This window comes from Mycolicibacterium septicum DSM 44393, assembly GCF_000455325.1.
GTDB lineage: Bacteria > Actinomycetota > Actinomycetes > Mycobacteriales > Mycobacteriaceae > Mycobacterium > Mycobacterium septicum.
Genome location: NZ_HG322951.1, coordinates 2,669,399 through 2,680,743, shown reverse-complemented (window position 1 = coordinate 2,680,743; position 11,345 = coordinate 2,669,399). Strand labels below are relative to the sequence as shown.

The 11,345-nt window shown below is 66.7% G+C and carries 12 protein-coding genes; 6 read left to right on the top strand and 6 right to left on the bottom strand.

What is annotated here, in order from left to right; translation table 11 throughout:
* The 3 genes from TX88_RS35105 to TX88_RS12620 form a co-directional block, all read right to left on the bottom strand.
* The coding region (locus TX88_RS35105) for a dihydrodipicolinate synthase family protein (RefSeq protein ID WP_044517200.1) at positions 1 to 393 on the bottom strand (393 nt) is incomplete at its 3' end.
* A gap of 17 nt (positions 394 to 410) precedes the next feature.
* Positions 411 to 1,205, bottom strand: a complete 795-nt coding sequence (locus tag TX88_RS12625; protein WP_044517199.1) for an SDR family NAD(P)-dependent oxidoreductase — start codon at positions 1,203 to 1,205, stop codon at positions 411 to 413.
* Positions 1,206 to 1,212: 7 nt separating this feature from the next.
* Positions 1,213 to 1,974, bottom strand: coding sequence for a crotonase/enoyl-CoA hydratase family protein (locus TX88_RS12620; protein WP_044517197.1), 762 nt, complete (start codon positions 1,972 to 1,974; stop codon positions 1,213 to 1,215).
* Positions 1,975 to 2,238: 264 nt separating this feature from the next.
* On the opposite strand from TX88_RS12620, the gene TX88_RS12615 reads away from it, so the two are divergent.
* Positions 2,239 to 3,006 carry a TetR/AcrR family transcriptional regulator gene (locus TX88_RS12615; protein WP_209446974.1) on the top strand — a complete coding sequence of 256 codons (768 nt, stop codon included), beginning with the start codon at positions 2,239 to 2,241 and terminating at the stop codon, positions 3,004 to 3,006.
* Positions 3,007 to 3,066: 60 nt separating this feature from the next.
* Here TX88_RS12615 and TX88_RS12610 read toward each other — a convergent pair whose 3' ends face one another.
* From TX88_RS12610 to TX88_RS12600, 3 genes are read right to left on the bottom strand one after another with little or no spacing between them, the layout of a single operon-like run.
* Positions 3,067 to 4,248, bottom strand: coding sequence for a thiolase family protein (locus tag TX88_RS12610; RefSeq protein ID WP_044517196.1), 1,182 nt, complete (start codon positions 4,246 to 4,248; stop codon positions 3,067 to 3,069).
* 52 nt (positions 4,249 to 4,300) lie between these two features.
* Entirely contained in the window at positions 4,301 to 5,197 is an 897-nt protein-coding gene (locus TX88_RS12605; RefSeq protein ID WP_044517194.1) for an enoyl-CoA hydratase/isomerase family protein, read from the bottom strand.
* Complete coding sequence (locus TX88_RS12600; RefSeq protein WP_044517193.1) at positions 5,187 to 5,960, bottom strand: FadR/GntR family transcriptional regulator; 774 nt, start codon at positions 5,958 to 5,960, stop codon at positions 5,187 to 5,189. Before TX88_RS12600 ends, TX88_RS12605 begins: the two co-directional genes overlap by 11 nt.
* Before the next feature lie 91 nt (positions 5,961 to 6,051).
* On the opposite strand from TX88_RS12600, the gene TX88_RS12595 reads away from it, so the two are divergent.
* Genes TX88_RS12595 through TX88_RS12575 form a run of 5 tightly spaced genes read left to right on the top strand, consistent with a single transcriptional unit; the run spans position 6,052 to position 11,328 of the window.
* Entirely contained in the window at positions 6,052 to 6,846 is a 795-nt protein-coding gene (locus TX88_RS12595; RefSeq protein ID WP_209446973.1) for an enoyl-CoA hydratase/isomerase family protein, read from the top strand.
* Positions 6,847 to 6,862: 16 nt separating this feature from the next.
* On the top strand, positions 6,863 to 7,678 hold the full coding sequence (locus TX88_RS12590; RefSeq protein ID WP_044517190.1) for an enoyl-CoA hydratase/isomerase family protein: 816 nt from the start codon (positions 6,863 to 6,865) through the stop codon (positions 7,676 to 7,678).
* Entirely contained in the window at positions 7,678 to 8,451 is a 774-nt protein-coding gene (locus TX88_RS12585) for an enoyl-CoA hydratase/isomerase family protein (protein WP_044517188.1), read from the top strand. The genes TX88_RS12590 and TX88_RS12585 overlap by 1 nt, the downstream gene beginning before the upstream one ends.
* Positions 8,451 to 9,899 (top strand): class I adenylate-forming enzyme family protein, encoded by a 1,449-nt coding sequence (locus TX88_RS12580; RefSeq protein WP_044517186.1) that lies wholly within the window; start codon positions 8,451 to 8,453, stop codon positions 9,897 to 9,899. Before TX88_RS12585 ends, TX88_RS12580 begins: the two co-directional genes overlap by 1 nt.
* Positions 9,892 to 11,328, top strand: coding sequence for a class I adenylate-forming enzyme family protein (locus tag TX88_RS12575; RefSeq protein ID WP_044517185.1), 1,437 nt, complete (start codon positions 9,892 to 9,894; stop codon positions 11,326 to 11,328). The genes TX88_RS12580 and TX88_RS12575 overlap by 8 nt, the downstream gene beginning before the upstream one ends.
* Positions 11,329 to 11,345 lie beyond the last annotated feature (17 nt).

Sequence of the window (11,345 nt, the reverse complement as noted above, 5' to 3'; positions counted from 1 at the left end):
TCCGGCGTGCGCCTCCATCATCGGCGTCTGGATGTAGACGATGTCGGCTCCCGCCTGCTGAGCATGCAGCGTGAGCTCCAGACAGTCCTTGGCCGACGCCGCCGCGGTGCAGGCCTGAATCACGACATCCGGATTGGCCCGGCGGCCCTCCTGGATCGCCACCTCGAGCAGCTGCTTGCGCTCGGCCAGGGTCAGCGCCCAGAACTCGGCCAAACCGCTGGTACACCAGAGCATCTGGTGACCGAGATCGGCGACGCAGTAGCGCACCAGGTGCCGATAGGCATCCCAGTCGATGTCGTCGCCGTCGGTTCCGCAGAACGGGGTATAGAGCGAGTCACCGATTCCGCGCAGTGCACCGCGCGCCCAGTCCCGCGCTTCGGCTGCTGTCGCCATATCGTGCTCCTCCTGGGTCAGATGAAGTCGCTACCGCCGTCGACGTTGATGTTCGCACCAGTCATGTACGAGTTGCGCTTGGATGCGAGAAATGCTGCGACAGGCCCGATTTCGCTGGGAAGTCCAGCACGGGGCAGGTGGGCGGGATGCCCGAAATGCTCGTCGATGGCGGCCATCAACGCATACGGGTCGTCGCCGTCGACACCCACCGTGCCGGCCCAGCCCCGCAGCGACTCCGACGAGATGCTGCCCGGGGAAACCACATTGACCATGATCTCGTCCTTGGCCAGCAACAACGACAGGTTCTTGGACACGCTGTTCACGGCGGCCTTGGCCGCGGTATAGGCCGGCAGCCGCGTGCTCTGCCGCTGGGTGGAGTGGGCCGAGAAGTTGACGATGCGCGCCCATTCGGCGTTGCGCAGCAACGGCAACGCCGTACGCACGCAGCGCACCATGCCCATCAGGCCGGCGTCGAACGCCTCCTGCCACTGGTCGTCGGTCAACTCCTCGAAGTTGCCCGCGGCCCCCGGGCCGACCGTGTTGATCAGCGCGTTGATCTCACCCCAACGCTCGCCCACGTCGGCGAAGGCCCGCTCGACCTGGGAGCTGTCCGAGGTATCGGCGACGATCGCCACCGCCTCCGGCGATCCCAGGCGGGCCAGCTCCGTTGCGGCAGCGTCGAGTACGTCGCGGGACCGCCCGACGATCGCGATCCGCGCACCGTCCTCGGCCAGACATCGAGCCGTCGCGAAGCCCATCCCCCGGCCACCGCCCACGACGACGGTGGCCGCACCTGCGAATCCCAGATCCATAGGGTCGTCAGGAACCGGTCCAATTGGGTGCGCGCTTCTCCGCGAAGGCGATCGCACCCTCCTTGGCGTCGTTGGAGGAGAAGACCGGTCCGAGCAGTTCGCCCTGCTTCTTCCACATCTCGTCGGCCGACCACTCCGCCGACGACGCGATGATCTCCTTGGTCACGGCCACGGCCAGCGGGCCGTTGGCGGTGATCCGATCGGCAAGTTCGAGCGCACCGTCGAGCGCCTCACCTGGCTCGGTCAGCTTGTTGACGAAACCCCATGCGGCGGCTTCCTCGGCGGTGAAGCTGTCGCCGGTGAGCGCGAGTTCCATCGCCTTCTGGTACGGGATGCGCTGATGCAGCCGCAGCAGGCCACCGCCCCCGGCGACCAGTCCACGCTTGACCTCGGGGATGCCGAACTTGGCGACCTTGGAGGCGACCACGAGGTCTGTCGCCAGGACCAGCTCGGTCCCACCGGCGAGGGCGAACCCTTCGACAGCGGCGATCAGCGGCTTGCGCGGCGGACGCTCGGTGAAACCCGCGCCCCGCCCGGGAACGTAGGGCAGCTCCCCTGAGGCGAACGCCTTGAGGTCCATGCCTGCGCAGAAGTTGCCGCCCGCGCCGGTGAGGACGGCCACCGACAGCTCGGGGGTGTCGTCGAGTTCGTCCATGGCATCGGCGAGCCCTTGGACCACCGCAAGATTGAACGCATTGCGCGCTTCCGGACGATTGATCGTGATGACGAGCGTCCGACCCCGACGCTCCCGCAGAACTACTTCCGACACCAATTGCCCCTTCGCTCACGAAGCCCAATAACCCGGAAAAGCCTACTATAGGGGTTACAGTACAAAGGCGGCACCCCGTCGGCCACGCCCGAGCGACGCGTCGGCGTCAACGGTGGAAGGCACCCACGGAAGGGCTACCGGTAAGGTTGACAGCGACAAGACCCCGCGACACGCGCGCATAGGCGCAGTTCAGGTGGCGGCCGGCGGTAAATTCACCAGCGATTGACCCGCGGCACAGGGACGACTTGAGCAGATTCGATTTCGATGGAGGTGCCCGCAGTGGCAAAGCAACCGACCGCTGAGAAACGTCAACGGCGCGAACGCGGGTCCATCAATCCCGACGACATCATCAACGGCGCATTCGAACTCGCCGAGCAGGTGTCGATCGACAACCTCAGCATGCCGCTGCTGGGCAAACATCTGGGCGTCGGTGTCACGAGCATCTACTGGTACTTCCGCAAGAAGGACGACCTGCTCAATGCGATGACCGACCGCGCGCTGCGCGAGTTCGTCGTCGCCACCCCCTACGTGGAGGCCAAGGACTGGCGCGAGTCACTGGCCAACCACGCCAGGACCATGCGAAAAGCCTTCATGGGTAACCCCATTCTGTGTGATCTCATTCTCATTCGCTCGGCCCTGAGCCCGCGCGCCGCACGCCTGGGAGTGCAGGAGATGGAGACCGCGATCTCCGGACTCGTCGAGGCCGGACTGTCCGTCGAGGACGCCTTCGACACCTACTCGGCCGTGTCGGTACACGTCCGCGGGTCGGTTGTGCTGCACCGCCTCTACGAGAAGAACCGGTCCAACGACAACGCGCCCGGCGACTACGAAGAGACCATGGTCATCGACCCCGAGGTGACTCCGCTGCTGGCACAGGTCACCAGCGAGGGGCACCGCATCGGGGCGGCCGACGAGAAGAACTTCGAGTACGGCCTGGAGTGCATCCTCGACCACGCCGCGCAGCGGATCGAGGCGAATGCCGGTAAACCCGCCAAGAAGGCACCCGCCCGCCGCAAGGCCGCGGCCAGCTGACTCCGCGTCCCCGGCACATCCTTCTCGGATGTTCGCACCGGGGACGCAGGGCCAACTTTCTTAGACCTCGATGACCAGCCCGCCACCCTGGCCGCCGCCGGCGCACATCGCAGCCACGCCGATACCGCCACCGCGGCGCTGCAGTTCGTAGATCAGGGTGGTGACCATGCGGGCACCAGAGGCCGAGATCGGGTGGCCGAGGCTGCAGCCGCTGCCGGAGAAGTTCACCAGTTCCTCGTCGATGCCGTACTTGCGCACCGCGGCGATCGGCACCGAGGCGAACGCCTCGTTGATCTCCCACAGCGCCACATCCGACGGCTTGAGCCCGGCCCGGTCCAGGACCTTGCCGATCACCTCGACGCCGCCCAGGCCGGTGTCACGAGCGGCGACACCGACCGCACCCCACGCCCGGACCTTGGCCATCACGTTGAGGTTCTCCGCGGCCGCATAGTCGTCGCCGACCAGCGCGACAGCAGCGGCAGCGTCGTTGGTGCCGCTGCTGTTGCCCGCGGTGATGGAGAATCCTTCGATCTCCGGGTGCAGGACCTTGAGTTCGGCGAGCTTCTCGGCGGTGGTGCCGCGGCGCGGGTGCTCGTCGACGCTGAACTCGATGACCGAGCCGTCGGGCTGGTTCACCTTCAACGGCACGATCTCGTCGAGGAACTTGCCCGCATCGATCGCGGCGATGGCCCGCTGGTGCGACCGCGCGGCCCAGGCGTCCATGTCCTCACGAGTGATCCCGGCGGCCTGTGCGGTGTTCCAGCCGACTGTGATCGACATGTCGCGCATCGGCGCGTCCGGGGTCTCGACATGCGTCGGGGTCATCCACGGCTCGATGAACTCGATCTCGGGCCCGAATCCGGGCACCCGCCACTTCATCAGCGGCGACGAGGACAGCGACTGCACGCCGCCGGCCACCAGGACCCGCTCCATGCCGGAGCCGATCTGGGCCGACGCGTTGCCGATCGCGGTGAGCGATCCGGCGCAGTGCCGGTTGACGGCCTGGCCGGGCACGGACTGCCAGCCCAGCGCGTCGGCCGCATAGCGCGCGATGTCGCCGCCGCCGTAGTTCGATTCGGCGAAGATCAGGTCGTCGATGGCCTCGGGATTGATACCCGCGCGTCGGACCACCTCGGGCAACACCGTGGTGATGAGGGTTTCCGGCGGGGTGTTGACCAGGGTCCCCTTGAAGGAACGGCCGATCGCTGTGCGGGCAGCGCCCACGATGACGGGTGTTGGCATGGTTCCACCTTTACGCTATATCGTGTTTCTGTAACGGTATCAGGACGGGTTTCTACTGCGGTTCGGGGACGTGGAAATGCTCGTCGCGCAGCCGGAACGCTTCCTTCGTGCCATGCTGCGCGCGGGTCTTGACGAAGTTGAACTCACCTGGCGAAAACTGCAGGTTGGTGCCGTAGGCGTGGAAGATGTAGCTGGCCACCTCCTCGCCCTGGTATGCCTGACTCTGCTCGACGAGCCGGAACGCCTCCTTGGCGATCACCACCCCGTCGGCCGGCATCTTGGCCGCCTTGGCCGCCCAGTACTGCGCCCGCGCCGTCACCTGATCGGCATCGCACGTGTCGGTGAAGATGCCGAGGTGCTCGATCGAACCGGCTTCGACGATGTCCCCGGTGAGCAGCATCCGCCGGGCCAGCACCGGCCCGAGGCGGTGAAAGAACATGTGCAGGCTGCCCAGCGCCGGGCCGAGGAACCGGGTGGCCGGCATCCCGATCTTGGCATCGCGTGCGATCACCGAGATGTCGGTCATCAACGCCATCTCGAATCCACCGCCCAGTGCGTAACCGCTGATCTCGCCCACGGTGACCTTCGGGAAGCCCATGAAGTTGTGGTAGAAGCCAAAAGACTTGCGGTCCACCGTCAGTCGGCGTCGCTGGCTCGGCCGTGACTTCCGAGAAGCCTCTTTCGCTCCAGCACTCTGCTCTTCGCGCGAGCGCTCATCGCCGTACCAGCCGTACGCGTTGTTCATGTCGGCGCCGGTACTGAACACACCCTCGGCCCCGCGCAGCAGCACCACGGTCAGATCGTCGTCGTCGGCCACGATGTCGAGGTAGCGCGCGATCTCGTCGCGCATCGCGGCGTCATAGGAGTTGCGCTGCTTGGGATTGTTCAGCGTGATGGTGGCGATGCGGTGGTCCGCATCGACCTCGAAGAGCACCCGGTCATCTGTCATGCGAAATCAACCTCGCTTCAATCGTTTTGTCGTTGTCGGCGGCCAGCGTGGTGCGCCGCGCCGCGGTGAGATGGTCGGCCGCGAGCTTGGTCGCCCGGGCGGTATTGCCGTCCGCGATCGCGTCCACCAGCCGCTGGTGGTCCCGCAGCGCGGCCCGCATGGTCGGGGCCGACATGCCCGCCTCGCCTTCATTTGTCCACACCCCGGATTCGTGCGTGGACCAGATCAGCTCCAGTGAGCCGATCAGCAAGATCATCGGCTCGTTGCCGCATCGGGATACCAACGCTTCGTGGAACCGCCGGGCGTTGGGAACATATTGCGAGGTGTCGTCGAACTGCTCTGTCTGCCGGTCGATCTCAGCCCGCAGATATGGCACCACCTCGGTGGCGCGGTCGTCCCGTGCGGCGCACATTCCCGCACAGATCGGCTCAAGGTGCAGCAGGGCCTCGCTCACGTCGGCCGGCGTGGCGGCCCGCGTCTGCAGCACCATGCCGATCATGTGGGCGGTGCGGTCTGCCGACGGCATCTGCACCACCGCTCCCCCGACATTTCCGCGGCGGACCGAGATCAACCCGTCGGTCTCCAGCAGGTGAATGGCCTCACGCAATGCCGGTGGACTGACCCCGAACTCCTGGAACAGGCTTTCCTGGGTGGGCAGGATGTCGCCCTCCCGCAGGCGGCCCGACAGGATGTCGTCGCGCAGTTTGGACGCGACGATCTCGGCAACCCGGGGCTGCCGGATGCGCCTCGCGCGTCCTTCCATCAGCGACCTTTCCTTGCTAACTTGTACAAGATAGTAACCGCATCGCCTACTGTATGGGCAACTGTATGGATTGGGAAAGGCTGGAATCCAGGTGAGTGACGGTTCGGTGACCACGTCCCGCGCGGACTCCACGCTGCGCATCACCCTCGACCGCCCAGCACGGCGTAACTCGTTGAACCATCAGATGATCGACGAGCTGGTCGGCATCTTGTCGGCGGCCGCCTACGACGATTCCCTGCGGGCGATCGCCATCACCGGGGCCGGTGACGACTTCTGCACCGGGGCCGACTGGGTCGCCACCAACGACTCAGGTCAGCGGCCCCGCACCGGCGATCTGGTCCGGCGGATCCCGCACACCGCGCACCGCGTCATCGAACTGGTCGCCACCATCCAGTTGCCGGTGGTGTGCGCGGTGCGGGGCTGGGCCGTCGGGCTGGGCTGCAACCTGGCGCTGGCCGCCGACTTCACCATCGCCGACACCGGCGCCACCTTCTGGGAACCGTTCATGAGCCGCGGGTTCACCCCCGATTCCGGCGCGACCTGGCTGTTGCCCCGGCTGGCCGGGGTGGCCCGGGCCAAACGCATGCTGCTGCTCGGCGAGCAGGTCACCGGGTCCCAGGCTGCCGACTGGGGGTTGATCCACGATGCGGTTGCCGCCAACCAGTTGGATACGGCAGTGGACTCCTTGTTGGCGCGGCTCGCCGCCGGACCGACCGTCGCCATCGGGCTGGCCAAGCAGGCCATCGCCTACGGCCAGCACGCAACGCTCTCCCAATCACTCAACCAGGAGCTGTCCAACCTGGAACTCTCCTGCCGCACCACCGATTTCAAAGAGGGCCTGGCCGCGTTCCGGGAACGCCGCGACCCCGATTTCCAAGGCCGATAAGACAATAAGAGGACAGATGACTGCGTTTGCTACGTACGACACCATCAAGTACGAGGTGGACGGCCACAAGGCCACCATCACCTTGAATCGGCCCGACGCGCTCAATGCGCTGTCGCCGCACATGATCACCGAGTTGCGGGCCGCCTACGACCAAGCCGAGAATGACGACAACGTCTGGCTGATGATCGTCACCGCCACCGGTCGCGCATTCTGCACGGGCGCCGACGTCAAGGAGATCCCCGGTGACGGAAAGGTTGTCAACGAGCGGCCCTACCTGTCCACCTACGAGCAGTGGGAGGCGCCGCAGGAGGGCACCCCACCGTTCCGCAGCATGGCCAAGCCCGTCGTGGTGGCGATCAACGGAATCTGCTGCGGCGCCGGACTGGATTGGGTCACCACCGGTGACATCGTCATCGCCTCGGACAAGGCGACGTTCTTCGACCCCCATGTGAGCATCGGCCTGGTCGCCGCCCGCGAGATGGTGCGCCTGGCCAGGGCCCTGCCGCGGTCGGTGGCGTTGCGAATGGCGTTGATGGGCAAGCACGAACGCATGACGGTCGAGCGCGCCTACGAACTCGGACTGATCACCGAGATCGTCGAGCACGACAAGTTGCTGGAACGTGCCCACGAGATCGCCGACACGGTCTGCCTCAACGCCCCGCTGGCGGTCCGGGGAACCCGGCTGGCCATTCACAAGACGCTGGATCTGCCGTTGCACGAGGGCGAGATCCTGGCCGAGACGTTCCGCGAGCGCGTGGTCCGGACCGAGGATGCGCTGGAGGGGCCCCGGGCGTTCGTGGAGAAGCGCAAGCCCAACTGGCAGGCACGGTAGTGGACACGATTCTCCTCGACTTCGACCACGGATCACGGGTCGCCACGGTCACGCTGAACCGGCCCGAAGCGCTGAACTCGTTCAACCGTGCCATGTGCAATGAGATGCGCGACGCCTGGCATGCCATCAAAGATGACGAAGGCATCAATGCCGTGGTGTTGCGGGCGGCGGGCGACCGCGCGTTCAGCGCCGGGCTGGACGTGAAGTCCAGCTACGGGCAGCCCGAGATCGTCTGGAACCACGAGGATCCCGGCGAACTGCTGAGCCCGAAGTGGCAGAAGATGTGGAAGCCGGTGGTCTGCGCGGTGCAGGGCATGTGCACGGCAGGCGCGCTGTATTTCGTCAACGAAGCCGACGTCGTGATCTGCTCGCAGGAGGCCACGTTCTTCGATTCCCACGTCAGCGCCGGTCTGGTGTCGGCGCTGGAGCCCATCGGCCTGATGCGGCGGGTCGGGCTCGGCGATACCTTGCGAATGGCGTTGATGGGCAACGACGAACGTGTCGGCGCCGAGACCGCACTGCGCATCGGACTGGTCACCGAGGTGGTGGCCAGGGACCAGTTGTGGGACCGCGCGAACCAGATCGCCACCACCATCGCCGCGAAGCCGCCGACCGCCACGCAGGGCACCGTGAAGGCGATCTGGGAGTCCCTGGACAAGCCTTACCGTGCCGCCATGGATCAGGGCCTCATCTACACCCGGCTGGGCAACCCGATCGCCAAGGCCGAGCTGGCCGAGCGTCCCCTGCCCAAGACAGCACCCCGGATCCGCTGATGGCCCATCCCCTTTCGCAGCGCATCGACAACGTCCTCGACCTGGACCCGACCGCGAACGCCGTCCAGTACGACGGCCGGTGGCACACCTGGGGGCAGGTCGCGACGCTGGCGCGGCACATCGGTGCGATGTCTTCCGGCATGCGGGTCGGCATCATGCTGCGCAATCAACCCGCACATGTGGCGGCGCTGCTCGGGGTGCTGTCCGCGGGCGGCACCGTCGTCGTGATCAACCCGTCCCGCGGTGACGAGCGCACCCGCGCAGACATCGAAGCCCTCGGACTGCCGGTGCTCATCGGCCTGGCCGAGGACATCGCCGCACTGGCCACCCCCTCGCCTGCGACGACAACGGTGACGATCCGCGACCTCGACACCGAACCCGAGGTCAGCCCCGCCCAGCACCCCTCCCAGGATGTGGGGCGTCCGGGTGTGGCGGTGTGGATGCTGACCAGCGGAACCACCGGCCCGCCCAAGCGGGTGGACCTCACCTACGACATGCTGGCCCGCAGCGTCATCGGCCGGGACCCCGGAAATAGCCCGGCCCCAACCGAACTGCGGCGCGGCGTGGCGATCGTCAACTCGCCGCTGGTGCACGTCGGCGGCGTGTATCGGGTGCTGCTGTGCATCGCCGAAGCCCGATCATTCGTGCTGCTGGCCAAATTCGACCTCACGCGCTGGGCCGACGCCGTACGGGAGCACCAGCCGCGGGCGGTGTCGCTGGTCCCGGCTGCGCTCCGCATGGTGCTGCACTCCGACCTGACCCGCGACGACCTCGCCGGCGTCCGTGCAGTCACCTCCGGCACCGCGCCCTTGTCCGCCGATGACGCCGACGCGTTCACCGAGAAGTTCGGTATCCCGGTGTTGACCTCGTATGCCGCGACCGAGTTCGGCGGTGGGGTGGCCGGCTGGACGCTGGCAGATCACCAGCAGTACTGGAAAGCCAAGCGCGGCAGCGTTGGCCGGGCAAACCCAGGAGCCCGGCTACGGGTCGTCGACGAGGATGGCAATCCGCTGGGGCCAGACGAGAAGGGCTTGCTCGAGGTCAAACCGGCACAGTTCGATGCCGATGCGGACTGGCTGCGCACCACCGACCTGGCCCGTATCGATGCCGACGGATTCGTCTGGATCCTCGGCCGCGCCGACCAGGCCATCATCCGCGGCGGGTTCAAGGTGATGCCCGACGATGTCCGCATCGCCCTGGAGAGCCACCCCGCAGTGCGCGGTGCGGCCGTAATCGGTATATCCGACGACCGACTCGGCGAGACTCCGGTGGCGATGGTGGAACTGCACGGCAGGGCCACCGTCGACGCGCTACTCGAGTACCTGGGTGGCCGGCTGGCCCGCTACGAGATCCCCACCGACATCGCCATTGTCGAGACGATTCCCCGAACTCCTTCGGGGAAAGCCGATCTCGGCGCCGTACGGGACCATTTCGCCTCGCGTGTCTGACACCGTTGCGGAGCTGCTGCGCGAGTGCGCCGATCGCCCGCTGCTGATCTGCGATGACGAACGGATCAGCTACGCCGAGGCACAGCGTCGCTCCGCCCAGGTCGCGGGTGGCCTGCTCGAGCTCGGCGCCGGGAAGGGCACGCACGTCGGGCTGCTCTATCCCAACGGGGTCGATTTCGTGGTCGGGATGCTCGCGGCAGCCCGCATCGGTGCGGTGGTGGTGCCATACTCCACTTTCCTCACCGCGGCAGAGCTCGATACCCAGGTGCGCGCCAGCGACACCGCGATCCTGCTGTCGGCACGCAGTTTCCGCAATCACGACTACACGCAACGCCTCGCGGGTATCGACGCACCGTGCCTGCGGCAGGTGTTGTTCGATCTGCCGCAAGCCGACGTCCCGACCCAGGCCGAATTCGAAGACGATGTGGACGGGTCCGATCCATTGGCGATCATCTACACCTCGGGATCCACCGGCTCCCCCAAAGGCGTGGTCCACACCCACGGATCACTGATCGGACATCAGAGAAACCTCAACGAGATCCGCGGCCTCACGGCGGCCGACCGACTGTTCTGCAACTCACCGTTCTTCTGGATCGGCGGCTTCGCCTTCGGGCTGCTGGCCACGATCACCGCCGGGGCCACCCTGATCTGCTCGAACGCGACCGACGCGGGCGCCACCCTCGACCTGCTGGAGGCCGAGAGCCCCACCGTCACCAATGGATTCCTCGCCGGCATCAGCCATCTCAGCAGCCATCCCAGCTACCCGAACCGTCATTTCTCGGCAACGCGAGGCAACCTCTACCCAGTCATGGCGGCCGACTGCCGGCCCGCCGACCCGGAGCTACGGCACAACATGCTGGGGATGACCGAGACCGGCAGTGTGGTCCTGGTCGACGGCGACGACGGCGACCAACCCGAGCATCGTCGCGGCAGCTATGGCCGGCCAGCACCCGGATTCGAGACGAAGGTGCTCGACTCCGGCGAATTGTGCGTTCGCGGGCCATACCTCATGCAGGGCTACTACGGACGCAACCGCGAAGACTGCTTCGACGCCGACGGCTGGTTTCACACCGGCGATCTGGTACGCGTCGACGACGACGGCTACTTCTACTTCCTCGGCCGCGCGGGCGCGATGATCAAAACCGCCGGCGCCAATGTCACGCCCGGCGAAGTCGAGAAAGCGCTGGCGGCACTGGGACTCACCGCGCACGTCCTCGGCCTGCCCGATACGACTCGCGGGCAGATCGTCGCGGCGGTCATCGTCACCGACGACCCCGTCGACATCGACGTGGTGCGCAGCGCGCTGCGCACCACGCTGTCGGCCTACAAGGTCCCCCGGGTGTTCGCGGTATGCGGTACCGCCGACGTGCCGACACTCTCCAGCGGAAAGCTCGATCTACCCGCACTGGCCAGGCTGTTCAGTGCCTGACCGGGAGCCCGACACCA

Coding starts and splice junctions, on each gene's coding strand:
- TX88_RS12625 (WP_044517199.1), bottom strand. CDS start 1,205: ATGGATCTGGGATTCGCAGGTGCGGCCACCGTCGTCGTGGGCGGTGGC.
- TX88_RS12615 (WP_209446974.1), top strand. CDS start 2,239: ATGGAGGTGCCCGCAGTGGCAAAGCAACCGACCGCTGAGAAACGTCAA.
- TX88_RS12610 (WP_044517196.1), bottom strand. CDS start 4,248: ATGCCAACACCCGTCATCGTGGGCGCTGCCCGCACAGCGATCGGCCGT.
- TX88_RS12605 (WP_044517194.1), bottom strand. CDS start 5,197: ATGACAGATGACCGGGTGCTCTTCGAGGTCGATGCGGACCACCGCATC.
- TX88_RS12600 (WP_044517193.1), bottom strand. CDS start 5,960: ATGGAAGGACGCGCGAGGCGCATCCGGCAGCCCCGGGTTGCCGAGATC.
- TX88_RS12590 (WP_044517190.1), top strand. CDS start 6,863: ATGACTGCGTTTGCTACGTACGACACCATCAAGTACGAGGTGGACGGC.
- TX88_RS12580 (WP_044517186.1), top strand. CDS start 8,451: ATGGCCCATCCCCTTTCGCAGCGCATCGACAACGTCCTCGACCTGGAC.